Raw genomic sequence first — 23,227 nt, forward strand, 5'->3', positions numbered from 1 at the left:
CAAAGTCGGCAACAGTGTCCAAGTTTAGTCATACCCGAAAGCGGGTATCCAGTCCGTTTCACTCAGGTCAGCTGAATGGTTACTGTTCAGCTAGAAAGATTATCCAAGGCATTATCCAGCGCTTCCTTGGTCAACGGTTTGGTGAGATAGCTGGTCGCCATGCCGTGAAAAAATGCCCGACAGACATTTTTCTGATCTTCCAGACATGTGACCATGACCACCTTGACTTCTTTTCCTGGCTGCACGCCGTGATTTTTTTCAATTTCACGAATTTTCTGCAATGCCGTGTGGCCATCCATCACCGGCATCATGATGTCCAGCATGATCAGGTCGTAGGGGTCCTTTTCCTCCAGCGCCATGGTGAAGGCCATGACAGCTTCTTCACCATTGGTGGCCGTGTTGATGAACGAGGCCCTGTTTTTCAGGAAAGTCTGCATTATTACCCGGTTTGTCATCTCGTCGTCGACAATCAGGATTTTCACGGACATTGCTCCTTTGTTCAGGTTGTCTTCAGTTCATAAAGACGATCTGGCGATACCGAAACCTGGGGTATGTAAAACCCGAATATGAATCATGATTGCAGCAGTTTTTGCATCGCCTGTACAACTTCCTGAATGGAGACCGGTTTGGCCAGATAATCGTTCATTCCGGCTTTCAAAAATTTTTCCCGATCTCCAGGCATGGCATAAGCCGTTATGGCAATAATAGGCACATTCGGGTTGTAGAGGGATCCGTCGTGAGCACGGATGATTTCGGTGGATTCCACTCCGTTCATCACGGGCAGTTGGATGTCCATCAGCACGCAGTCGATGGTCTGTGATTCCATCAGAGCCAAAGCCTGTTTGCCGTCTTCAGCTTCATGGATAATGTAGCCTTTTTTTTCCAGAAGCATCTTGAGTGCAAATCTGTTGAGGTGATCATCCTCGACCAATAAAACCCGTGCTGACATGGCATGATCCTAAAAAAAGCGCCAAGCTTTGTTTCAACCTCCGGCAAGACGAAAATGAGCCGATGGAGGAGTAGAGGGCAGAATGTGCAAAACTGAGTGACGAGTCTATCCTGAGAAGTTGTTCATTCTCGAAATGGTTCAATGTTATGAAAGCCGGCGAGAATTGTGAGATTGCAGAAATCAAGGCAAACTGGGCCTCGGCTGAGTAATTGCCATAGTATGTCATGGTCGTTTTTCATTACCGAATGACAGTCTCTCTCGCAAGAATCATTTTCGCCCCACTCAATTGGCTTTTTCAAGCACTTTCACGGGGCAGTGAACGGATGACGGATTATTGTGCGCAAGATGGAGAAGTGATAGAAAACGGTTAGTTCATATATGCAACCAACCGAGAATGCAAACCAGTTCCGACCGTGACTGCCCATCCGCTTCGAAAACATCAATCTCTTGCGCCTGTTGCGCCGGAATGATTCGTTCAATCAAGCCATGAGCGAATCCCATCGCCGCAGTCGCAAAGACAACGATTCCCTCCGCATTGTTCGGGATCAACAGCTGATCACATCCTGTGCATTGGATGTCATCGAGACCGTGGAGCGAACCCGCGGCCTTCCGCTTCAACCCCGCGACAGAATGGCCCTGAAACTGTTGACGCCCAGGAATTCCGCGTTGCTGGTGCAACAGGCCCACTACCATCTCGGCTGCCGGCAGGTCAGTTTCGATATCCTCACTGACGATCTTGGACTAGGTGCGCACAGACTCATCCCTTCCGGTGTCCATGTCTTGAACCGCAATGGCGTCTGGTGGAATGATTCCTACGGGATCGGTCGTTTTCTGTGGAACCTGTATGCCGGGGAAAACCCGCACGACGGCATATTCCGAGTGCTGGAACGCCTTTTCAAGTTCGAGGTTTCAGGGATCTTCGGGCCCAGGGCAAACTTGACTGTTTTGGACAAGTCTCGAACCATTGAAGGCGAACTGCGGCCTGATCTGCGGCTGTACATCCACCGACGTGAAGGAACCGTCGAGACGACGCTGCGCAAGCTGACCAAGGCTCGAGCCATTTATCGTCCGCATGATCTGGGCTTGAATCTTGAACCCCAGGAATGCGGCCGAATTGCCTTGCTTTTCGGGAAGACGAAACGGTATGCCGTCAGTTTTACAATGGTGAAGATGTAAGCGCACCCTGAATGACTGTTCCCAACCGGTCCGGCTTTGTTGAGGGTGTTGGGCGGGTAACTCCCGCACACGTTCTGTTTTTGCTCTTCATCTGGTAATTGGGTCGGCATCGGAACTGGTTTCGAAAACATCGGTGTGCCCTTTACATGGTATCGTTTTCGATCCCGATACCGATCCCGATACCGATCCTGATTACGGCAGCGTTCTTAATTTGGATGTCAAGCGACAGCGGTATTTTATACTGAATCGTTATGTTCTCTGCGTCTTTTGCAGATACCCACTTGCGGTTATGTTTGTTTTAACATAACCTCCCCGCCATGAACAATCTGCCACCACCCTCCATGCGACTGCACATCTGGCTGGAGAATGACCAGGGAACCCTGATCGGGCTGGGTCGAGCCATGCTTTTGGTCAAGATCAGGGAAAGCGGCTCCCTGCGCAGGGCAGCGGAGGAACTGGGCATTTCCTACCGGGCTGCATGGGGCAAAATCCGGCAGGCCCAGGAGTGCCTGGGCGAGGAACTGGTTCATAAAAACGGCAAAGGATATGTTTTGACGGAAACTGGGGAAACCTTGGCCCTCGGTTTTTTGGAATGGTACGACAAGGTGGAGCGCTTTGCTCTGGATCAGGCCCAGGAAATTTTTCCCTGGCCCGTTCTGCCGTTTCCCGGCGGCGGGCATTCTCCAACATAATCAGCTCGGCAAGGTGACAGCATGCAAACCGAATCCCCAAGTGTCCAAGTTGGTTCACGGTCCTTTGACGATTTTCTCTTGCTGGTCCGCGACTTTCACGGTTCTGCGGCCCCTGGCCTGGTCCTCGGCGGTTTCATGGTCGAGGAGGCCAGACGGCATCTGCCCGAGGGGACGCTGTTCGACGCCATTTCCGAAACCACCCATTGTCTGCCGGACGCGGTCCAGTTGCTCACGCCCTGCACCATCGGCAACGGCTGGCTGCGGATCATCAACCTGGGCCGGTACGCCCTGACGCTCTATGACAAGTATCAGGGCAACGGAGTCCGGATATTTCTTGATCCCCAAAAAGTTCAGTCTTTGTCGGCCATGAACACGTGGTACATGAAGCTCAAGCCCAAGAAGGAACAGGACAGCCTGGCCCTGTTCGAGGAAATCAAGACAGTGGGTGCCGGGGCATGCAGCCTGGAGAGCGTACAGATCTCGCCGCATCTGCTGCAGCGTCGGGGTCGCGGAGGAATCGTGGTCTGTCCGGTCTGCAAGGAAGCCTATCCCCAGTTGGATGGTCGCATCTGCCGGGCCTGTCAGGGAGAGGCCCCCTATGTGGGAAGCGTGTCGAATATTGCTTCGCCCGCCCTTCGGGCCGTGCCCGTGGACCAGGCGGTGGGGCGCAAGGCCCTGCACGACATGACCCGGATCGAGCCGGGAAAGAGCAAAGACGCCGTTTTCGTTCACGGCCAGGAAATCACTGTTGGAGATATCTGCCGGTTGCAGCAAATGGGGCGCATGCACGTCTATGTGCAGGACCAGGAAGCGGTGGAGCCTGAGGATGCCCCGGAATGGGTGCATGAAAATCAGGCCGCCGAATCCTTTGCCCGGGCCATGGCCGGGGAGGGCGTGGAACTCCGTCTGCCTCCCAGGGAGGGCAAGGTGGATCTGTTGGCCGCCCGGGACGGCCTGCTGAGCGTGGAAGTGGATCGCCTGGAAGCCTTCAACCTGGTGCCGGACGTGATGTGCGCTTCACGGCATGACGCGGTGCTGGTCAAGCAGGGCATGGCCGTGGCCGGAACCCGGGCTGTTCCGCTGTACCTTTCCAGACGCCATTACCTGCGGGCCATGAGCGTTCTGGAACAGGGACCGCTTTTTACCATTCTGCCCTTGCGCAAGGCGCAGGTGGGGATCCTGGTCACCGGCACCGAGGTTTTTCAGGGGCTGGTGGAGGACAAGTTCATCCCCATCGTCAGTTCCAAGGTGCAGGCTCTGGGCAGCGAGGTGCTGGGCGCCAGGATCGTTCCGGACAGCCAAAGCGAAATTGCCGCCGCCGTTCGGGAACTTTTGGATCTCGGCGTCGATCTGCTGGTCACCACCGCCGGCTTGTCCGTGGATCCGGATGACGTGACCCGGCAGGCTCTCATGGAGGCCGGGGCCGAGGATCTGCTTTACGGGACGCCGATCCTGCCCGGAACCATGACCCTCTTTGCCCGCATCGGCCGGGTTCAGGTGCTGGGCGTTCCGGCCTGCGCCCTGTTTTTCAAGACCACCAGCCTGGATTTGTTCCTGCCGCGCCTCCTGGCGGGCCGGACGGTCACCCGTCGGGAACTGGCCCGCATGGGCGCCGGCTCCTTGTGCATGCAATGCCGGACCTGTTCCTTTCCCAAATGTCCTTTTGGAAAATAAAAAAACCATTGGAATTAATGCTATTATCGCGCTTTTGACTCGGAGTCGGAGTCGGAGTCGGTATCGGAGTCGGTATCGGGGTCGGTATCGGAAGCGAAGCCATGTGGAGTCACTCCAGAGCTTTCGAAACCGATTCCGACCCCGATCCCGACCCCGATTGCCGGAGGAAGAGCGCGGAACAGAACGTGCGCTGAACAGTTACAAACGTCTTTATTGTTGAGTTTATTTGATGCTGGAAATCACCGTCTTCATCTGCGGGGCCGTGGTCATGATCCTGGAATTGACCGGATCACGGCTCATGGCCCCTTTTCTCGGCACGTCCCTGGTGGTCTGGACCGGCCTGATCGGGGTCGTTCTGGCCGCGCTCAGCATTGGCTACTGGTGGGGCGGCCGTCTGGCCGACCGCGGTCCGACCATGGCCCGGCTGGCCTGGATCGTCTTTGCGGCCGGTGCGCTGATCGGCCTGACCGCGCTCATCCAGGGGCCCGTTCTCCGTCTGCTCCAGGCCCATGTCTCCAACCTGCACCTGGGGGTGCTGCTGGGAACCGTGATCCTTTTCGCGCCGGCCAGCATTCTCCTGGGAATGATCGCTCCCTTTGCCGTGAAGATGAAACTGGCCTCCCTGGAGCATTCCGGCGCTGTGGTCGGGCGCATGTACGCCCTGTCAACCATCGGCAGCATTCTGGGAACGTTCATGGCCGGATTCGTGCTGCTCTCCTTTTTCGGCAGCCTGTCCATCCTGCTGTTTCTCGGCGCGGTAATGACCCTGCTGGCCATGGCCCTGGCGCCTCGGTCCGGCCTGGCGGTCAAGTCCGCGTTTCTGGTCCTGGTGGCCCTGGGAGCCATGCTCCACGTCCAGTACAAGACGGCCCTGGCGGAACAGGGATACATCGACATGGATACCACCTACAACCGGATCATCGTGGCCCGAGCCATGGAGGAAACCACAGGCAGGCACCTGCTGGTGATGTCTACGGGACCGGGATGGCTGCAATCCGCCATGTATTCGGATGATCCGCTGGAACTGGCCCTGCCCTATACCCGCTTCTTCCGTCTGGCCGAGGTTTATGTTCCCGACTTTCGCCGGGTGTTGATGGTTGGTGGAGGAGGGTATTCCTTTCCGAAATACCTGATGCAGACCCGAGAGGACCTGGATCTGGACGTGGTGGAGATCGATCCTGCCTTTACCGCGCTGGCAAAATCATACTTTCATTTTACGCCGGATGACCGGGTGGCTGTCCATCACCTCGATGCCCGCCGGTACCTCAATCGGCTCCATCAGCCCTACGACGTGATCATCCTGGATGCCTTCAGCTCCCATTACTCCATCCCCTTTCAGCTCACCACGCGCCAGGCCATGCAGCGCATGTCCGCAAACCTTGAAGATGACGGCGTGGTGCTGGTCAACCTGATATCCGCGGTGTCCGGCGACCAGGGACGCTTCCTGCGGGCCCTGCTGGCCACCATGGAGAGCGTCTTCGCCCAGGTGAACGTCTATCCCGTCTCCGATCCGGACAATGATACTTTGGTCCAGAACATCGTCCTTTCGGCCCGAAAGACGAAAAGCGAGGACATCAAAGAGTTGAACGGCACCATTGCATTGGCCGACAAACTCGCCCACCGCCGAACAGATCCCATCCCACGCGACCTCCCCATGCTCACGGACGCCCTGGCTCCGGTGGAGCGGTATCTGCCCTGAGACTGTCACTACAAAGAAACACAAAGGGTAGATCCTGGGAGCGCCGCACCCCAGGAGCGCCGCACCCCAGTGCGGCAACAGTGTCGCGCACTCAGAACCCAGTTCCAGCTGGAGCATGGACCCAGTAGCCGTATTATGAAGCTACGCGGAGTTGGATACCATTCTACAGGAATCCTCGTCGCCCGATCTTTGTTAAGCAGTTACTGTGTATCTGCGTAATCTGCGGATAGTCATGATTTTGCTTTTGAGATTCGTAACTACTCAGCTCATCCGAGAAAAATTGGACTGGATACCGGCCTTCGCCGGTATGACTTGACTTGGACGTGGTATGATATGTCATTCCGGCGAAAGCCGGAATCCAGCTCTGGCGAGTGACCACAGAGTATGAGCTGAATGTTACCGAGATTCAAATCATTTTGAATGCAATCCGAGATTGCTGGGCGCTAGAATTTATTCAATTCAAACAGCTTCTTGGTCTGGGTGGACACGATGTGAAAATACTTGTCCTGGGGGATGTAGATGTAGGGCACGTCCTCCATCCGGCGGAAGAGGAAATAGGACAGGATCATCCGGTTCACAGCCTGATGGCCGATGATGATGATATGCTCGGCATTGCCGCTGAGGTACAGGGCCTTCTTGATTCCCAATTGGATGCGGGGTTGCAGGGTGATGTAGCCTTCGCCGTCCGGATAGACGTAGTGGTACTTGTCCATGCTGCGAGCCAGGTGGATCTGGGGGTGGTGTTTCCGGATTTCGTCATAGGTCATGGATTCGCAGATGCCGGCATTGATTTCGTCCAGTTCCTTCAGGGGGACATGAACGCATTCCTGCTGGAGGGCTGAAATCTTCTCAGCCATCTGGATGGCTCTGGTTTTCGTGCTGGTGAAAATGAAGGGTACATGGATGCGGCGAAAATGGGCCGCAAGTTGCTCCGCCTGCCGCAGCCCCTTTTCGGTCAGCGTGGAATCCCCCCCGATCCGGCGCTCCCGGTTGTAATAGGTCTCCCCATGCCGGACGAGATACAGATTGGGAATCAGGTCCGAGACAAGGATGTCGCGAATGCGTGGATAATGCGGGATGTCGTCCGTGATCTTTTCCCGCACCACCCGATTCTGGAGAGAGTTGAGGATGACGAAGTTGTCCTCGGAATGCAGCGTTTCATATTGCCCCTCATAGAAATGAATCCGTTTTTCGAAGTTCTGCAGGGCCTCGGCAAATGTCATGTGGCCGAACTCGGAGATCCTGGTCTTGTGGGCAATGCTGGTGGCCAGCAATTCCTTGTCCTCGTTGATGCACTCGATGAACAAAACCGGAACTGAATCCATGCCGCGGCAGATGGATTGCCGGCGGGCCTGGGTGATGTTCGTGGCGTCGAGAAGGGCAATATCCCCATCAGCGGCAAGAAAATCCACGGCTGCCCGGATGTTCTGCCGGGCGATTTGTTCACGCAGCTCCACACCCTCCCTGTTTTCCGGGCTGAAGAAGTCGGCGTGGGCCGTATCGGCCGAAAACATTCTTCGCCGGACCTCGCCGTTGTTGAATATCGCAACGGTAAAATTTTCCGCCTCCAGGCTCTCCTTGAGCCGCAAGGCAATGGTCGACTTGCCCCTGGCCGGAAGACCGACCATGGCGATGCACAGTTTTTTCATGGTTTCCTGTAAAAATAACGGTAAAACCCCGCGATCATTTCCACTGAATGACCACGTCCGGCAAAATACCCACTCCGGTTTCCCCTTCCATGGCCAGGACGTCCGGTTTGCCGAACCCGTCCTGTTCCAACCTGTAGATCAGCACTACCCGGTCCTCCGGATGCACCAGCCAGTACTCCCGCACTCCGGCCTGCTCGTAAATTTGACGCTTGACGATATGATCCCGGGAAGCCGTTGGCGGCGACAACACCTCCACCACCCAGTCCGGTGCTCCAACAACGGCTCTGGGGCTGATCTTCCTTGAATTGCAGACCACGAACAGATCCGGTTGGAGAACCGTTTGTGCCAGGTCTTCACTCTCTCCCGGCTTGGGAAACACAACGTCCAGCGGAGCGATGAACGGACGGCACTCATGGTTGTGCAAGGCATTGGCAACTTGCCGAAACAGCTCCCCAACGACCTGTTGATGCAGCACCGACGGCCCAGGTGACATGGCCCATGCCTGGCCCTCAATCAGCTCAAGGCGCTGATCATTCGACCATTGCAGGTAGTCGTCGTATGTGTAGGTTGACGGTGTCTCTTGCGGCTGGGGTCTGGCGGTCATCGTGGCGGTACCTCCTGTCGGAACGCCATGGACAAGAACATGGCTGAATGGTCATTATCTTCAATTGCTATTTTTTCTCGTGAAGCAAGTCAAGGAACGCCAATCGCAGAGCAGGATTCGCCTCGACACTCTATACCCATTGCACTACATTTAGAAGAAAAAATCACTACTCAGCTCCATCCGAATCATCAAAATTAAAATGGGCTTGATAGTAGAACGTACCCTCATGGGTAAAACTGACACGGAAACGGCATGAAAAAGAAAGTCATTCCCGCGAAGGCGGGAATCCAGGTCATGCTTGCCACAAGTTTTGAAAACTACCATTATCCCACTCAATCAAGCTGAGTAGTTACGAATTATATGTCAAAACCGCCGCAAATAGCGAGACCTCCTCATGACGAATGAGACCGCGACAATTCGCGAGTTGCGAAATTTCATCCGCAACAAGGCCGCCGAGCGAAAAGCCCGGAACATGCGGGCTTGGCGCCGCGCCGCGCCGCGGAAGACGCAAAACAAATCATTTCCATGATTGTCGATGAATTTGACCCCGTCGCCGTGTATCAATGGGGGTCGATTCTCGAAGCGAACTCCTTTTCGGATATTTCCGACATTGATATCGCTGTCGAGGGGCTGGGATCGGCCGAAAGGTTCTTCGCTCTTGTCGCCCGTGCCGAAATAATGACCGACTTTCCCCTGAATATCGTGGAAATGGAGCATGTCGAGCCGGAATATGCGCACTTGATTCGCACCTAGGGCCGGTGCGCATACCTCCGCGGCAGGCAGGATTCGGAGAAAGCATGACCTCGCGTGATAAATCCATAAGGGATCAAGGCTATGAGGATCGCTAGAAGCGCCTCCTCACCACATAGTCCACTCCAAGCGCGCGGATTCGCTGGTTACTTGCATCAATGAATAAATTTAAGCATTATTCAGTGAATAAATTTATTCATTGAAAAATGGTAACTATTCAGCACACACTCTGTAGTCACTCGCCAGAGCTGGATTCCGGCTTTCGCCGGAATGACGTATCATACCACGTCCTTTCCAAGTTAAGTCATACCGGCGAAAGCCGGTATCCAGTCCGATTTTCTTGGATGAGCTGAATAGTTACGAAAAATGATTAAATTATCAATCAATTGGCTACGGCTTCGCCAGCATGGACCAAAAGCTCCATGACTGCTTCCTCTCAAGCGCCCTTCGCCCCATTAATCGGTATCGGGGTCGGGGTCGGAATCGGTTTCGAAAACATTGGGATGCTCTTCCACATGGCTTCGCTTCCGATCCCGATACCGATCCAGATACCGATCCCGATCGCGATACCGATACCGACCCCGATTCGGATTCTGAAGCCAAACTTGGCAACAGCATTTGTTTGCTGGGCAGTTTCCCCTTTGTCAGGGTCATCATTGCTCATCCTCCGGACAGCGCTCCCAAACTTTGCTCCGCAAGAAATCCACGGTCATGTACGTCAGCATGTCGTCGTACTGCCTGCCGTTGATCGAAGCGCCGGGCTCGAGGATCGTGATGGTCCCTGAACCCGGATCGTATCCAAAATCCGCGACCCTGTTCCTGCCGGGACTGATCAGAGCGAAGGCGACATTGACGATTGTCCGGCCCTGGGGGAGTTCGATGCGCAGCCACTCTGCAGGATGCCCGTCGAAATGTGCGCAAAGATCGACATTCGACCTGATGTAAACCAGTTCGTTTCGCCAGGCGTCGACCTGGTGACCGAGATGGCCGATATTGCCGGGCAGGAACAGGGTGTTCATGGCGTATCCCAGCGCTTCGGATCGGGCGACTTCCAGGATCGTCTCGGTCCGGGCCACTTTTTGCTGGTTCAGGAAGTGGGAGAGCAAAGGGAAGGTCATGGCCCCGATCAGGCCCATCACCGCCAGGGCCAGGGCCACTTCCACGAGGGTGAAAGCCTTGGAGGATGGTGGAGAAGCTGAGGGCATGGCAGGTCGTGTCCGTTGTCGCCGGGTGGCGGTTCAGCCCGCGCGGGCATTGATGGTCCGTTGCAGACGTTGATCCGAGGCCTCCCTCATCCTCTCGGGAGTGCCCGTCCTTGCGTCTTGTTCCGGGCAACGCTTCCAGGTTGCGGCCAGATGCCGCAGCCGGTCTCCGCACCGGGTCAGCCGGTCCGCTTCGAGCTGGGTCATGAGCGGGAGGGAATTCGTACCGGATGCCGTCCTACCCAGGTCTTCCAGATCCGTCAAAACCTGCTCCAGTCGGCCCAGTACGTCCTGGACCGAAGTCGGCTTTCCGGCAATTGCCCGCGAATCAGGCTGACCAGGGATGCGCAGCCCCTGGAACAGGGTATTCAGTGAAGCGGACCAGAAGTTTTCGACATTGTTGAACAGAGCATCGCTTTCCTTCCGCCGGTTGAGCAGCGAGGCAATCCGGCCCACCGCCGTCATGGCCGGAGCCTCGGGCCGCAGGACCGCCGGCGCCATGGACTGGGCCGATGCCTGCTGAAAAAGAGGGTCGTCCGGTATCGCGCCCAAAGGCAGGATCGCGGCCTGCAAGTGCTTTTTGCAGACCCCCGCGAAGCGCCGGGTCAGGGTTGCATGGTCAAAGCCCCGTTGGACCCTGTTCAGCAGGATGTAGGGGGGCATGCGCATGCCGTTTTGCCGGAGCACCTTGAGCAGGGCATACCCGTCGGTCACGGACGAGGGTTCCGGATTGATCACGATGATCTGTTCCCGGGCGGCAAGACAAAAGGCCACCACCTGGCGATGGATGCCCGGAGCATTGTCCAGGAGCAGAAAGTCATAGTGATCCAGGGACTTGATTCGGGACAGAAACAGATTCCGCCGGACCGGATCCAGGTCAGCCAGCGCCGCGGCCCCGGAACCACCGGAGATCACATCCAGTCCCGGCCGGACCCGGTTGACGGCCCTGTCCACGGGAACATCCCCAAGAATCACGTCCTCCAGGGTATGGCGCGGGTTCAGCCCCAGAAGCACATCCACATTGGACAGCCCCAAATCCACATCCACCAGGCAGACATTCCGCCCACTCTCCGCCAGACTCCAAGCCAAAGACACCGAAACCGTCGTTTTTCCGGCACCGCCCTTGCCGCTGGCAATGGCGATGGTGCGGGTTTTGGGATTGTTGCCTTGTCTTGTCCCCGCACCCGGAGACGCGGCGCGTAGAGGTAATGCGGCAATGGTACTGGTTGATGTATCCGCTTTACCCGCATTCAGGTGCGGCTTGATCGATTTCATGGTGATCAGTGGGTTGCTAATCCCGTGCCGAGTTCGCGAGAATGACAATTGAGCGACGCTTACAGTAACATCTGTCGGTTTCTTGTGTCATCAGGATTCCCATAGAGTGAAAAAAATGCCGATACAGCCACAACTTGATGGCATTTTCGTTGCATTGTCGGCATGCCATGTCCGATCCTGGCAGGAAGTCGCTATCTGCGAAGCAGCCTTCGATTTCATAATCGACCTAAAGTTTTTCTCTTTACTGGTCGATAAGTTTAACAAGATCATCAGGAGGATGGCACCAATTTTCACCTACGGGGAGAAAGCAGTTCTCGAAATCTCTAAATTCGTAGTTCTGTGGTAGCATTTATTTGAAACATAATGGTTGACAATCTGATTGAAAATCGGGTTGATATATTTTCCTGCTGCCAGAACATCAGGGCGACTAGAGGTGGTGCATCACAATATACCGACACGTTTCAGGAGAGACGAATGCGACAACAGATTCTTCCTTTGTCTTCATTCCGATTTTAATCTTTACCCGTTCTCAACACGTTTAATCTAAATAATTACTTTATCTATTTTTTTGCTGGCACGCATGTAGTTGGGCATAACGATCGGATATTAATAAGGGACACCCCTTGCAACGAAATTCCTGATACATTATCCGAATGCTGGATTCCAAAACTACATTTTGGAAATGTTTGTAATTTGGGAAGTTAATATTTCTATTATTGGCTGACGAGGCTGCCACTTCCGGTAGTTTGGAGTCATTTTTGTGAGTATAATTCCAAAACCTCTTGAAGCGGCACTCAAAGGATCCCTGGGGGGAAGGCGAAATAATCATTGGAGGTAGATATGCGGAAAAGAAAGAGTGAGTCGGGGTTTACACTACTGGAAATTGCGTTGGTAATTTTGATCGCTGGATTGCTTATCGGAGCAGTGCTGAATTCACGAGGTATACAGGAAGCAGGAAGCTCTTTACGATTGCAAAAACAGATTGAAGAGTTGAAGGTAGCGGTTGATCTTTATCGTGAAAGAATGGGAGTATTACCTGGATCAAGCATTGCACCTGCCACTGCTGTTTGGGAAGATGATTTAGTTAAGGAGCAGCTTGTTACCTCGGTAAATAGAGCAAATACTCACGCTTTTGGTAACGCTGTTGACTTTAATATTAATGCTGACGAAGATAATCAGCCTTTTGTCAATCCAGGAAATGTCACTGTTTTTAAATATGATAACATTCCGGCTAAATGGGCACGAACTTTGGTCGAGTCCCTTGACAATGATGATCCACAGACAGGTAATATTCGAGTCACTGCATCAGCTGGAGGAGTTGGTGGTACGCCATTACAAGCTATGACAACCGCACAATTAACCACAGCGATTGGTAACGGCGATAATGTTTTTGTTTTTGTAAGATATAATTAATTTATTGTAGAAATCCCGGTCCTCTGGACCGGGTCAGAGTTCAACGGCTATGGCAGTTGAACATCCCATGCTACCCCGGAGTTCCGTTGTCACCACAGCTGGAACGAAGGAGTAAGCATGGGACGTTTTTACAAGCTATCTCACACGATCTGGTTTTGCCAATAACATATCGTGTGGACCCCGAAGTAACGATATCGGGTGTTGACTGGGGCCGTAGGCACAGAGGTAGAAAATTGCATTCGGACATTTTGCTCCCAGCTAAAGTGCGTGATCATTGAACTGAATGTTCAGCCGGATCATGTTCATCTGCTGATCATGGTGCCTCCGAAGGAGTCGATATCTGACGTGGTAGGTATACTAAAGGGGCGTACGGCAATTCGCATATTCAACAAGTTCAGGTATCTCAAACAAAAACCTATTGGGTAACCATTTTTGGGCTCGAGGCTATTGTGTTGACACCGTTGGCTTAGACTCTGATAAAATACGCAAGTACGTGAAGTATCAGGAAGACAAAGAACGGCGTTACGAGCGTTAACCACAAATTGGGGACAACGGGTACCTTGCTTCCTCAGGGAGCAAGGCAGTGTATACCCCTTTCAGGGGTGGCCTAAATCCTGGTCCTATGGGCCAGGATTCTTTAATGATAAGATGCGCTATGCTTTTTCACTAGCTTTGCAACAGTGACATACCCAGATATGATTGCCAAAGGAAAGCCAATACCTCCTCGTATTCCCAATTCCCCACCCCCCACACCTCGACTGCCAACTCTCCAATCGAGAATATACGCCTAGCGACATGGGCATCTCAACATCCTCCTGCAGTAGCGCCAACATTAGCCTCGTCCTTGGCGCAGTGAAAATGAAATCATTCTAATCACCGGAACGACACGTATTTTTTCAGCTTGATGAGTTTGCTAGATGCTCTTGGTGGCGCGGAATTTGCTTACTGATGCACATATCGGCAAGCAACGATCATTTTTTCCGCCATTGGAGAGCATGATGTCCCTGTCCATCAACCAGAACCTGATGGCTCAGAACGCCGCCAGGAATTTGACCAACCACTACAGCGGCCTGAGCACCTCCGTGAACCGCCTGTCCTCCGGACTGCGGATTAACAGCGCCGCGGATGACGCTGCTGGATTGGCCATTCGTGAGCTGATGCGGACGGAGGCGGCCTCCATGAAGCAGGGGATCCGCAACGCCAATGACGCCATTTCCATGATTCAGGTGGCCGACGGTGCGTTGCAGATTGTTGACGAGAAACTGATCAGGATGAAAGAGCTGGCCACCCAGGCAGCCACAGGGACGTACAATAGTGATCAGAGGTTGATGATCGACAGTGAGTTTAAGGCAATGGCCTCAGAAATTGCCAGAATCGCCGAGGCTACGGAATTTAATGGAATTAAACTCCTCAACGGCAATCTGCAACATGATGGTTTGAAGATACACTTCGGTGCAAGCAACAATGAAAAAGAAGATTATTATTATATAAAAATACCTAATGTTTCAATTGGCGGTCTTGGGCTTACACAACCTATCAGAACCTGACACATCGGAGTCACTGTTTCAGGTGAAACAGTTAATGCCGAGACGATGGTTAACAGGATATTAGGGAATGGAGTTGTAATTTCTAATGTTACTTATACAGGATCGCCTCTTTCAGCTGGAATTTTTAATGATGGAGAAAATGCTGGAATAGGAATCAACGAGGGAATAATTCTTAGTTCAGGAAAAGTTGAACATATTATTGGTCCCAATACGTCAACAGGAATTAGTTATTCTGCTGGAACTCCTGGTGATGCCGATCTTGATAACCTTTCTGGAGGAATAACTTACGATGCTGCTGTTCTTGAATTTGATTTTATTCCTGAAGGTGATCAGCTGAATTTTGATTTTGTTTTTGGATCTGAAGAATATAATGAATATGTCGGAAGTCCATTTAACGATGTTTTCGGTTTCTTTATTGATGGACAAAATATTGCAATTGTTCCAGGAACAACAGATCCAATTTCAATAAACAATGTGAATTTGCATAATAATAGCAATTATTATGTCAATAACGAAAAGGGTATATATAATACTGAGGCTGACGGTTTTACAAAAGTCATCAATATCAAGGCAAACGTGACACCTGGAAATATGCATCGCATGAAAATAGCGATTGCGGATGTTGGAGATAGTTCCCTGGATTCTTGGGTGATGATTGCCGCGAATAGTTTTTCAACATCGCCCTCCGAGGCAATATATGTAAATCGAGTAGAGCCTTTTGATATAACCACACAGGAACGAGCCCAGAATGTTCTTGAGAACCTAGATAAAGTCATAATTTACAAAGACTCCATCCGGGCCGACCTCGGAGCCATGCAGAACCGTTTGGCCAATACCATTACCAATCTTTCCATCCAGGCAGATAGTCTGTCGGCCGCCGAATCCAGAATTTCCGACGCCGACATTTCTCTGGAGATGACCGCCTTTGTCCGCAACCAGATCCTCACCCAAAGCGCGGTGGCCATGCTCGCCCAGGCCAACGCCCTGCCCAGGATGGCCTTGCAGGTGATCCAAGGGTAATTGTCGTCACGAGTCGAACACGCACATGCAGCTTTGTCTTGATCTCGTGCGAGCAGAATGAGCTGTCCTCCGTATTCCGAAAAGATCTAATGGCACTAGATGTGCTAATCAAATGAACACCGGCAGTGTTTGCCGCCGGTGATCATAGCGAAGACAAGCATCATATCCAGGCGGAACAGGCATGCTACAGGCGCGACGAGCGACGGAATCCATACGGCCGGAACAGGCCAGGGACAGATTGCTGGCTTCATTGGGCCTGGGCTTCAATCCGTTTTCCATTGCCATCAATCAGGACAGCTACTATGAGACCGCGGCCACGCGGCGGATCATGGAGCTGATCGTCTACGGCGCGGAGACCCGGAAGGGATTTCTGCTGCTCAGCGGCGAGGTGGGAGTGGGCAAGTCCTCCCTGCTGCTGCGGTTGCTGGATCGTCTTAAATCCCGGGGCATGGTTTCGGCCATGGTGGTCAATTCCCTGCTGGACAAGCGGGAGCTGCTGGAAAGCATCTGCGCGGACTTCGGGCTGAAGCACCGGCCCGGCTTAACTACGTCCCATCTGTTGATCGTCCTGCACACCTTTTTCCTGCACCAATTCAAGAAGGGCCGCAATTGCGTGATCCTGGTGGACGAGGCCCATCATCTGGGTTTCGAGGCCCTGGAATCCCTGCGCATGCTGGCCAACCTGGAAACCGCCGGGGTCAAGCTGGTTCAGGTGGTGATCTGCGGTCAGCCGGAGTTGCGGGAGGAGTTGCAGGCCCCCCGGTTGCGGCAGTTCGCCAGCCGGATCAGTATTGCCGCCGACCTTCCGGCGTTGACCCGGGCCGAAACCCACGGTTATGTGGAGTTCAAGCTGGCCCAGGCCGGGTCGCAAATCCGGCCTTCGGCCCAGGCCTTGGAATTGCTTTGGCGGACCTCCCAGGGCAATCCCAGGACCGTGAACCTGCTCATGGAGCGCTGTCTCTACGCCATGGTGGCCAGGGGACGGGACGTGATCGACGAGCGGGTCATGGAGGCCGCGATTCAGGATCTGGAAATCTGCCGTTCAGGGACTAGCCGCCAATCATCGCCCGAGCCGCGAACGCGAACCAGATGGTCCGGCCTAGTCGACGTCAGGGGGCTGGGGATGATTCTGACGGTCATGGCGGCCTTGTTGTTGGGCTGGTTCATCGGGCATGGCGGGGCGTCCTCCCTGCTGGGAGAACGGTCCGAAAGGTATCTTGGCGGCGGTCCGGGCATGGCGGCGGCCAAGGCGAAAGAGGAGAGCAGGGCGCCCGCTATTTCGGATGAAGGCGTTGTCCTGACCGTGGACGCTCCTGATCGGATCGAGGATGCGCGGCGCATGGCGGATATGGTTCGGGACGTGGGGCTGGATGTCTGCGTCGTGCGCCGTGACAGCGAAGGGCAAAGCGGCCATGTCCTCGAACTGGGCCGCGGCCTGACCCAACCCCAGGTCCAGGCCCTGGCCAACCACTATTACAAGTACTTCTCGGAGACGATGTACACGGAAAAACCGGAGCCGGGATATTCCGTTCCGGAGCCGGTGTATTGTCCTGAGTGATCATGATCATCGGCTGTCGTTTCGATTCGTAGGGTCGGTGTCGGGGTCGCTATCGGTATCGGAATCGGTATCGAAAAAACACTCCGCGTTCACCGGTTTTCGACCCCGATCCCGATTCCGACCCCGACCCCGATCTGAATCCCAACCGGAATTTATGGAGCTTTTTCGGATTTGTCGGTGTCGGGGTCGCTATCGGTATCGGTATCGTAAAAAAAATCATTCCGCCTCTCCGGCATTTCGATCCCGATTCCGACCCCGACCCCGACCCCGATCTGATCCCAAACGGAAATTCTGGAGCTTTTTCGGATTTATCGGTGTCGGGGTCGCTATCGGTATCGGTATCGTAAAAAAATCATTCCGCCTCTCCGGCATTTCGACCCCGATCCCGATTCCGACCCCGACCCCGATCTGAATCCCAACCGGGAAGTTTTGGAGCTTTTTCGGATTTGTCGGCGTCGGGGTCGCTATCGGAATCGGTATCGAAAAAAAAACACTCCGCGTTCACCGGTTTTCGACCTCGATCCCGATTCCGACCCCGACCCCGATCTGAATCCCAACCGGGAAGTTTTGGAGCTTTTTCGGATTTGTCGGTGTCGGGGTCGCTATCGGTATCGGTATCGAAACACAATCATTCCGCGTCTCCGGCTTTTCGATCCCGATCCCGACCCCGACCCCGATTCCAACGGACCCGACATGATCATCTCCTATATGGTTATGCACAAGATTGTTGCACTCTGGGAATTGGTTTCAAGCGTTGAATCTGAGTTGCTTCCGGGCTGTTCATTGCATGCCAAAGATCCCAATCCTGTTGCAAACCCAGCCAGAAATCGGCGGACATGCCCAAGACCCGAGAGAGTCGCAACGCCGTGTCCGGAGTCACCGAGCGTTTGCCTTTAATGATTTCGTTGAGCCGTGGATATGAAACTTCCAAGCGTCGAGCCAACTCTGTTTGCGTAAGATCAAGCGGCTTGACGAATTCTTCCAAAAGCATCTCTCCCGGATGGGTCGGGGGACGATTTCGAGGAAGTCTTCTTCCCGCATCAATGGTAGTCCGTGATTTCGACATCGTAGGCATGGCCTTCCTCCCATGTGAAACAAATTCTGTATTGCTGATTAACCCGTATGCTGTATTGATTCTCAAGATCCCCCCTCAAGCGCTCCAACCGATTCCCAGGGGGCACGTTAAGCTCGTCAAGCATTCGAATTCTGTTGATTTGGTCCAGCTTCCGGCGTGCAACCGGCCAAATTGACTGGGGACAGCATTTTCAGGCTGCTTGAGGTAGGATGAGAAGGCTGGCCCTCCTAACGAGCTATGAGTAAAATCATGCTCAAAGTTCAACGCAGTCTTTGCTGCAAACATGAGGAGAACCAGCCATGAAAACACTATTCAACTTTACACTCGGTGTCGACCTTGGCGACAAGCAAAGCGCTGTTTGCATTATTGATCCAGCCGGCAACATTCAGCAAAAATTGAAAGTGACCACTACAATGACAGCCTTCAAGAAATTTTTCTCACCCTTTGCTGGAAATTTGGTTGCTATTGAAAACGGTACCCACTCTCCCTGGGTCAGTCATTTACTGGAAAAACTAGGATGTCGGGTTCTTGTGGGCAACGCTCGCAAACTTCCTTCCATCTGGCGTAGTCCGGTCAAGACTGATTTCCGCGATGCCGAGACCTTGGGCAGGATAGCGAGATTTGATCCAAATCTGTTGTACCCTATCTATCATCGTAACGAAGGAGCCCAGGCGGATCTTGCAATCATCAAGGCCAGAGACATGCTGGTTCAAACCAGGTCCGGATTGATCAACTATGTTCGCGGCGCGGTGAAATCGATGGGAGCACGCATCCCGGATTCCAGCGCTGAAGCTATGGCCAAACGTGCCAAAGAACACATGCCGGAAATTCTGAAGCCAGCATTGTTGCCGCTGCTTTCGCAAATTGAGCAATTGAACAAGGCGATCAGGGAGTATGATCGTCAGATAGAGAATCTGAGCAAGGAGAAATACAAAGAGACGGAAGTATTGCGACAGGTAGTCGGAGTTGGTCCCATAACTGCACTGGCGTTTGTCCTGACCCTGGAAGATCCCACCCGTTTTCAAAAGAGCCGTGAAGTCGGTCCGGCCTTGGGTATGGTTCCTCGCAAGGATCAATCCGGAGAAATGGACAAACAGCTTCGGATCACCAAATGTGGTAACATCTACTTGCGTCAGTTGCTGGTCAATTGTGCGCATTATATCCTCGGCCCTTTTGGACCTGACTGCGAATTAAAGCGATTTGGAAACAGAATATCTCAACATGGTGGTAAGATGGCCAAAAAGCGTGCAGTCGTCGCCGTGGCACGTAAATTAGCCGTGTTGTTGCATAGGCTCTGGGTTACAGGAGAGGCTTACGATCCTTTCTATAACCAGCCAAAAGCCAAAAAAGCAGCCTAAAGTGCAGCCGCACCATATAAAATCAATAATCGCTCCCAAAACATTGAATTTGTCCAACATAATTACATGAACCAATCACGGTAAAGAAACATGTCGTCAAGTCAATCTGTTATCACACCTTCATCAATGCCCATAATTGAAAAGTCCCATCCGGAAGACTGCGATTGGCGTCCAGGTCAAGTCGCTTGCCGGCGACAACAAAAGACCGTGCTTAAGCTTCCAACATGAGGATCCCACAGTGCACCGGGCCTAATGGCAAAGGCCCACTAAGAGTGCGAATGGAAGCATGACTTAATGGGACTGCTCACCAAGGGCTCGCAGGCATAAAAAGGTGGTCCGCCACGGCGGACGTTGACTAGCCTTCTCATGGAAGATGCCAAGCCATCAAAAACATCTTCCGTTCCAGCAGACTTGAAAGTCATTATCATGGATGATGTTATAATGGGGTTCGTTATACCCGTCAATTGACGCTTGCCGGGCAATGCACTGACCAGGACGGCATCGTGGTTTATTCAGTGGCCGTTGTCGGCAAGCGTCGATTATCCACTGATCCGGCGTACCCAGCACACGTTATGTGATCTCCTCCGGCAATCGGGGTCGGGGTCGGTATCGGAATCGGTTTCGAGAAGGTTGAGGCTCCCTCCACAAGGATTCGCTTCCGATACCGATACCGACCCCGATCCCGGCAGCGAATCGAACTGGGCAACGGCAGCTTATGCTGAATAGATACGATCCGGCTTTGTCTTGATTCCTGTAAATGCTGGATGGATGAGCCGTCTCTTGATTCCAACAAGGTTCTCTCTGGCACTGGATGTGCAATTCGAATAAGACACCGGCAGTGTTTGCCCGGATTATATGGCGAGGAAAAACAGTTCCTGGAGGAACAGGCCGTCGCGGGCGCGATGGACTGTGGAATTCATGAGACCGGAACAGGCCAGAGACAGATTGCTGACGCATTGGGCCTGAGGTATTCCATGTGACTTGCCCGAAGTAATAGTAACTGCTCAAAAGATTTGGCGACGGGGTTTCCTGTGCAAGGATTCTCATTGATGCGGATTTTCGTGACCAAGTCTACGGGGGCCATGCTCCAGCCAGAAATTTGCCTTAGTGCATTACACCGTTGCCGCACTGGGGTGCGGCGCTCCCAGGGTTTATCCGTTGATTGCCGCTAGTTTTTGAGCAGTTACAAGTAATATTGCAATCATGCCTCCGTCAATCAAGATTTCTCTCACTACTCCGAGTCTTTGAACCATGACCACCGAACCACAACGCAGACTGGGTGAGATGCTGGTGGACGCCGGGCTGGCCCGGGCGTCGCATATCGAATATGCCCTGGTGGTCCAGGAGGCCACCCGACAGCGGATCGGGGAGGTGTTGTCCTCTTTGGGGCTGGTGGCGGAAAGCGATGTCTATGCCGCTTTGGGCCGCCAGCAAGGGGTTCCGGTGGTGCAATTGACGCAGGAAATGCTGGATCTGGAGGGAGTGGACCGGTTGGGAAAGGGGCGCTGTCTGTCTCTCGGGCTGGCTCCAGTCCGGATCAACGGCAAGTCCGCGGTGGTCGGGCCGGAACTGCTGGACGAGCGGCGGCGGGATGCCTTGGCAACGGCCTATCCACGCCAACCGCCCTATGCCCTGACCCCGCGATCCCTGTTCGAGGACGTGCTGGCCGGGCACGTGGCCTTCAAGAAAGCTTCCCTGGAGGAGGTTCTGCACCGGGAAATCCAGGCCCTGGCAGAGGATACGGCCCAGACCCGCTCTCCCGAGGAATGCATCAACGCCATTCTGCACCTGGCCGCCAACAGCCAGGCCACGGACGTGCATTTCCAGCCCATGCCCTCCGGCATCGGGGTGGCCCTGCGGCTGGACGGCATCCTGCGCCAGCGCCTCCATCTGCCCGCCGAGCTGAATCGGCTGATCAACGCCCTGAAATTCAAGGCCGGCATGGACCTGGGCGAGCAGCGTCTGCCCCAGGATGGCCGGTTTTCCGTGGATCTTTTCGGCAAGGGGTACGACGTCCGGGTTTCCACCGTGGCCACGCCCTACGGCGAAGACGTGGTCCTCCGGCTGCTGCCAAAGCGACGAACCGCCTTTACCCTGGACTCCCTGGGCTTCTTTCCGGAAGATCGGCTCCGGCTGGAAACAGCCTTCCGCGAGCCCGCTGGAGTGGTCATCCTGGCCGGCCCCACGGGCGCGGGCAAGTCCACGACCATGGTCGCCGGACTGTGCTCCCTGGATTTGACCTCCCTGAAGGTGCTCACCGTGGAAAATCCCATCGAGCACGTGGTGCCCATGGCCCGTCAGACCCAGGTGAACGTCGAGGCCGGATACACCTTTGACAAGGCCATGCGCCAGTTCCTGCGCCATGATCCGGACGTGATCCTGGTCGGGGAAATCCGGGACACGGCCACGGCCCGCACGGCCATGACCGCGGCCCTGACCGGCCACCTGGTGCTGACCACGGTGCATGCCACCACGGCCGCCGGGGTCCTGGCCCGGCTGCGCACATTCGACATCGATCCCCTGACCATGGCCGAAACCCTGGTCAGCATCGTCAGCCAGCGCCTGGTCCGCGTTCCCTGCCCCCGCTGCCTGGTCGGCAAGACCGGAAAACCGTTTCCCGAACCTGTTCAAAAGCCGTTGGAATGCAGCGAGTGCTCGGGTACCGGGTACAAGGGGCGGACCGTGATCTACGAGATTCTGGATTTCGACGTCCGGCTGAAGACCATGGTGCTCAACGGCGCGGCTCCGGAAGAACTGGTCGCCGAGGCCCGCAAAACCGGTTTTCAGGACATGCTGGAAATCGGACGCCGCAAAGCCGCCCTGGGCCAAACCACGAAGGATGAACTGCGCCGGGTTCTGGGCAGGGTTGCCATTGCCCAGCCCCCTGAATAAGCACTATTTATCGGTATCGGTATCGGTATCGGTATCGGAATCGGAATCGGTATCGAATCGGAATCATCATTCTGTTCGCTAATCACCCCCCGCTTCATCTGAAAGGGAGGATGCACACCTTGAGTTTCGGTCATGAAAAACTTGATGTCTATCGCGCAGCTATTGAATACGTCGGATGGTCACATCGTCTTTGCGAAGGACTGAAAGGGCATCGAAACGCAAAAGATCAACTTATTCGTGCTTCTCATGCAATTCCCCTCAATATCGCTGAAGGTAACGGCAAGGCGACCAAAGGGGATCGGCGTCGTTTTTTTGAGATCGCCCGAGGCTCTGCTTTGGAGTGCGCGGCGATCCAGGATGTTCTTCAGGTGTGCGGAGCCATTACGTCCGAGCAGAACAGGGAAGCTAAACACTTGCTCGACAGGATCGTGGCGATGCTCACGAAACTTGGGCAAAGGGGATACGCGCTTCATGAGGAGTTGGGGGGATACTTTGAGGAGCTCGATACCGATTCCGATACAGATACCGACCCCGAGTCCGTAAACTGAAACGGGATGCTGTTGGGGAGTCTGATAAGGGATCAAAGGGGGGATGCTCTCATGAGGATTTGGAGGGATACTCTGAAGAATTCGATACCGATTCCGATACCGACCCCGACCCCGAGTCCGAGTACATAAACTGAAACTGGATGCTG

At 54.1% G+C, this 23,227-nt stretch carries 21 protein-coding genes and 2 pseudogenes; 14 read left to right on the plus strand and 9 right to left on the minus strand.

What is annotated here, in order from left to right; translation table 11 throughout:
* Positions 1-86: 86 nt before the first annotated feature.
* On the minus strand, positions 87-482 hold the full coding sequence (locus ACYQ15_RS04025; protein ID WP_459936239.1) for a response regulator: 396 nt from the start codon (positions 480-482) through the stop codon (positions 87-89).
* Positions 483-571: 89 nt separating this feature from the next.
* Positions 572-949: a response regulator gene (locus ACYQ15_RS04030; protein ID WP_459936240.1), complete on the minus strand. Its 378-nt coding sequence runs from the start codon at positions 947-949 to the stop codon at positions 572-574.
* A gap of 486 nt (positions 950-1,435) precedes the next feature.
* Between ACYQ15_RS04030 and ACYQ15_RS04035 the strand changes: the two genes are divergently transcribed.
* The 4 genes from ACYQ15_RS04035 to ACYQ15_RS04050 all read left to right on the plus strand — a co-directional run bounded on the left by ACYQ15_RS04035 (position 1,436) and on the right by ACYQ15_RS04050 (position 6,190).
* Entirely contained in the window at positions 1,436-2,125 is a 690-nt protein-coding gene (locus ACYQ15_RS04035; RefSeq protein WP_459936241.1) for a hypothetical protein, read from the plus strand.
* A gap of 317 nt (positions 2,126-2,442) precedes the next feature.
* Positions 2,443-2,817, plus strand: coding sequence for a winged helix-turn-helix domain-containing protein (locus ACYQ15_RS04040; RefSeq protein ID WP_459936242.1), 375 nt, complete (start codon positions 2,443-2,445; stop codon positions 2,815-2,817).
* Positions 2,818-2,838: 21 nt separating this feature from the next.
* Complete coding sequence (locus tag ACYQ15_RS04045; RefSeq protein WP_459936243.1) at positions 2,839-4,491, plus strand: FmdE family protein; 1,653 nt, start codon at positions 2,839-2,841, stop codon at positions 4,489-4,491.
* 229 nt (positions 4,492-4,720) lie between these two features.
* Positions 4,721-6,190: a fused MFS/spermidine synthase gene (locus tag ACYQ15_RS04050; RefSeq protein ID WP_459936244.1), complete on the plus strand. Its 1,470-nt coding sequence runs from the start codon at positions 4,721-4,723 to the stop codon at positions 6,188-6,190.
* Positions 6,191-6,633: 443 nt separating this feature from the next.
* Here ACYQ15_RS04050 and ACYQ15_RS04055 read toward each other — a convergent pair whose 3' ends face one another.
* The gene (locus ACYQ15_RS04055; RefSeq protein WP_459936245.1) at positions 6,634-7,839 is read right to left on the minus strand and encodes a bifunctional nucleoside/nucleotide kinase/histidine phosphatase family protein; all 1,206 of its coding nucleotides are present in this window, start codon (positions 7,837-7,839) and stop codon (positions 6,634-6,636) included.
* A 34-nt stretch (positions 7,840-7,873) separates the two neighbouring features.
* Positions 7,874-8,443, minus strand: a complete 570-nt coding sequence (locus ACYQ15_RS04060; RefSeq protein ID WP_459936246.1) for a Uma2 family endonuclease — start codon at positions 8,441-8,443, stop codon at positions 7,874-7,876.
* A 27-nt stretch (positions 8,444-8,470) separates the two neighbouring features.
* On the opposite strand from ACYQ15_RS04060, the gene ACYQ15_RS04065 reads away from it, so the two are divergent.
* Positions 8,471-8,641: a hypothetical protein gene (locus ACYQ15_RS04065; protein WP_459936247.1), complete on the plus strand. Its 171-nt coding sequence runs from the start codon at positions 8,471-8,473 to the stop codon at positions 8,639-8,641.
* 282 nt (positions 8,642-8,923) lie between these two features.
* On the plus strand, positions 8,924-9,196 hold the full coding sequence (locus tag ACYQ15_RS04070) for a hypothetical protein (protein ID WP_459936248.1): 273 nt from the start codon (positions 8,924-8,926) through the stop codon (positions 9,194-9,196).
* Positions 9,197-9,629: 433 nt separating this feature from the next.
* On the opposite strand, the gene ACYQ15_RS04075 is transcribed toward ACYQ15_RS04070, so the two are convergent.
* The 3 genes from ACYQ15_RS04075 to ACYQ15_RS04085 are packed head-to-tail and all read right to left on the minus strand — an operon-like array spanning position 9,630 to position 11,670.
* Positions 9,630-9,857: a hypothetical protein gene (locus tag ACYQ15_RS04075; RefSeq protein WP_459936249.1), complete on the minus strand. Its 228-nt coding sequence runs from the start codon at positions 9,855-9,857 to the stop codon at positions 9,630-9,632.
* Positions 9,847-10,398, minus strand: coding sequence for a type II secretion system protein (locus ACYQ15_RS04080; protein WP_459936250.1), 552 nt, complete (start codon positions 10,396-10,398; stop codon positions 9,847-9,849). The genes ACYQ15_RS04075 and ACYQ15_RS04080 overlap by 11 nt, the downstream gene beginning before the upstream one ends.
* A gap of 33 nt (positions 10,399-10,431) precedes the next feature.
* The gene (locus ACYQ15_RS04085; RefSeq protein WP_459936251.1) at positions 10,432-11,670 is read right to left on the minus strand and encodes an AAA family ATPase; all 1,239 of its coding nucleotides are present in this window, start codon (positions 11,668-11,670) and stop codon (positions 10,432-10,434) included.
* A gap of 840 nt (positions 11,671-12,510) precedes the next feature.
* On the opposite strand from ACYQ15_RS04085, the gene ACYQ15_RS04090 reads away from it, so the two are divergent.
* The 5 genes and pseudogenes from ACYQ15_RS04090 (at position 12,511) to ACYQ15_RS04110 (ending at position 17,208) form a co-directional block, all read left to right on the plus strand.
* Positions 12,511-13,083, plus strand: a complete 573-nt coding sequence (locus ACYQ15_RS04090; protein WP_459936252.1) for a type II secretion system protein — start codon at positions 12,511-12,513, stop codon at positions 13,081-13,083.
* 168 nt (positions 13,084-13,251) lie between these two features.
* Positions 13,252-13,618, plus strand: a pseudogene (gene tnpA, locus ACYQ15_RS04095) (IS200/IS605 family transposase).
* A 463-nt stretch (positions 13,619-14,081) separates the two neighbouring features.
* A pseudogene (locus ACYQ15_RS04100) lies at positions 14,082-14,609 on the plus strand (flagellin N-terminal helical domain-containing protein); the annotation flags it as partial.
* A gap of 66 nt (positions 14,610-14,675) precedes the next feature.
* Positions 14,676-15,650, plus strand: a complete 975-nt coding sequence (locus tag ACYQ15_RS04105) for a choice-of-anchor L domain-containing protein (RefSeq protein ID WP_459936253.1) — start codon at positions 14,676-14,678, stop codon at positions 15,648-15,650.
* A 181-nt stretch (positions 15,651-15,831) separates the two neighbouring features.
* Positions 15,832-17,208 (plus strand): ExeA family protein, encoded by a 1,377-nt coding sequence (locus ACYQ15_RS04110; RefSeq protein ID WP_459936254.1) that lies wholly within the window; start codon positions 15,832-15,834, stop codon positions 17,206-17,208.
* 712 nt (positions 17,209-17,920) lie between these two features.
* Here ACYQ15_RS04110 and ACYQ15_RS04115 read toward each other — a convergent pair.
* Positions 17,921-18,274 carry a HigA family addiction module antitoxin gene (locus tag ACYQ15_RS04115; RefSeq protein ID WP_459936255.1) on the minus strand — a complete coding sequence of 118 codons (354 nt, stop codon included), beginning with the start codon at positions 18,272-18,274 and terminating at the stop codon, positions 17,921-17,923.
* On the minus strand, positions 18,249-18,407 hold the full coding sequence (locus ACYQ15_RS04120; protein WP_459936256.1) for a type II toxin-antitoxin system RelE/ParE family toxin: 159 nt from the start codon (positions 18,405-18,407) through the stop codon (positions 18,249-18,251). Before ACYQ15_RS04120 ends, ACYQ15_RS04115 begins: the two co-directional genes overlap by 26 nt.
* A 175-nt stretch (positions 18,408-18,582) precedes the next feature.
* On the opposite strand from ACYQ15_RS04120, the gene ACYQ15_RS04125 reads away from it, so the two are divergent.
* The 3 genes from ACYQ15_RS04125 (at position 18,583) to ACYQ15_RS04135 (ending at position 23,081) form a co-directional block, all read left to right on the plus strand.
* Positions 18,583-19,641 carry an IS110 family RNA-guided transposase gene (locus ACYQ15_RS04125; RefSeq protein WP_459935780.1) on the plus strand — a complete coding sequence of 353 codons (1,059 nt, stop codon included), beginning with the start codon at positions 18,583-18,585 and terminating at the stop codon, positions 19,639-19,641.
* A 1,251-nt stretch (positions 19,642-20,892) separates the two neighbouring features.
* A complete protein-coding gene (locus ACYQ15_RS04130) occupies positions 20,893-22,533 on the plus strand; it encodes a GspE/PulE family protein (protein ID WP_459936257.1) in 1,641 nt (546 codons plus the stop codon).
* 119 nt (positions 22,534-22,652) lie between these two features.
* Positions 22,653-23,081, plus strand: a complete 429-nt coding sequence (locus ACYQ15_RS04135; RefSeq protein ID WP_459936258.1) for a four helix bundle protein — start codon at positions 22,653-22,655, stop codon at positions 23,079-23,081.
* Positions 23,082-23,227 lie beyond the last annotated feature (146 nt).

The organism is Desulfonatronum parangueonense (assembly GCF_054656975.1).

Excerpts from the sequence above, each read along its gene's own strand:
- ACYQ15_RS04030 (WP_459936240.1), bottom strand. The coding sequence starts at position 949 with ATGTCAGCACGGGTTTTATTGGTCGAGGATGATCACCTCAACAGATTT.
- ACYQ15_RS04035 (WP_459936241.1), top strand. The coding sequence starts at position 1,436 with ATGAGCGAATCCCATCGCCGCAGTCGCAAAGACAACGATTCCCTCCGC.
- ACYQ15_RS04040 (WP_459936242.1), top strand. The coding sequence starts at position 2,443 with ATGAACAATCTGCCACCACCCTCCATGCGACTGCACATCTGGCTGGAG.
- ACYQ15_RS04045 (WP_459936243.1), top strand. The coding sequence starts at position 2,839 with ATGCAAACCGAATCCCCAAGTGTCCAAGTTGGTTCACGGTCCTTTGAC.
- ACYQ15_RS04050 (WP_459936244.1), top strand. The coding sequence starts at position 4,721 with ATGCTGGAAATCACCGTCTTCATCTGCGGGGCCGTGGTCATGATCCTG.
- ACYQ15_RS04055 (WP_459936245.1), bottom strand. The coding sequence starts at position 7,839 with ATGAAAAAACTGTGCATCGCCATGGTCGGTCTTCCGGCCAGGGGCAAG.
- ACYQ15_RS04060 (WP_459936246.1), bottom strand. The coding sequence starts at position 8,443 with ATGACCGCCAGACCCCAGCCGCAAGAGACACCGTCAACCTACACATAC.
- ACYQ15_RS04065 (WP_459936247.1), top strand. The coding sequence starts at position 8,471 with ATGGACAAGAACATGGCTGAATGGTCATTATCTTCAATTGCTATTTTT.
- ACYQ15_RS04075 (WP_459936249.1), bottom strand. The coding sequence starts at position 9,857 with ATGAGCAATGATGACCCTGACAAAGGGGAAACTGCCCAGCAAACAAAT.
- ACYQ15_RS04080 (WP_459936250.1), bottom strand. The coding sequence starts at position 10,398 with ATGCCCTCAGCTTCTCCACCATCCTCCAAGGCTTTCACCCTCGTGGAA.
- ACYQ15_RS04085 (WP_459936251.1), bottom strand. The coding sequence starts at position 11,670 with ATGAAATCGATCAAGCCGCACCTGAATGCGGGTAAAGCGGATACATCA.
- ACYQ15_RS04090 (WP_459936252.1), top strand. The coding sequence starts at position 12,511 with ATGCGGAAAAGAAAGAGTGAGTCGGGGTTTACACTACTGGAAATTGCG.
- ACYQ15_RS04105 (WP_459936253.1), top strand. The coding sequence starts at position 14,676 with ATGGTTAACAGGATATTAGGGAATGGAGTTGTAATTTCTAATGTTACT.
- ACYQ15_RS04110 (WP_459936254.1), top strand. The coding sequence starts at position 15,832 with ATGCTACAGGCGCGACGAGCGACGGAATCCATACGGCCGGAACAGGCC.
- ACYQ15_RS04115 (WP_459936255.1), bottom strand. The coding sequence starts at position 18,274 with ATGTCGAAATCACGGACTACCATTGATGCGGGAAGAAGACTTCCTCGA.
- ACYQ15_RS04120 (WP_459936256.1), bottom strand. The coding sequence starts at position 18,407 with ATGCTTGACGAGCTTAACGTGCCCCCTGGGAATCGGTTGGAGCGCTTG.
- ACYQ15_RS04125 (WP_459935780.1), top strand. The coding sequence starts at position 18,583 with ATGAAAACACTATTCAACTTTACACTCGGTGTCGACCTTGGCGACAAG.
- ACYQ15_RS04130 (WP_459936257.1), top strand. The coding sequence starts at position 20,893 with ATGACCACCGAACCACAACGCAGACTGGGTGAGATGCTGGTGGACGCC.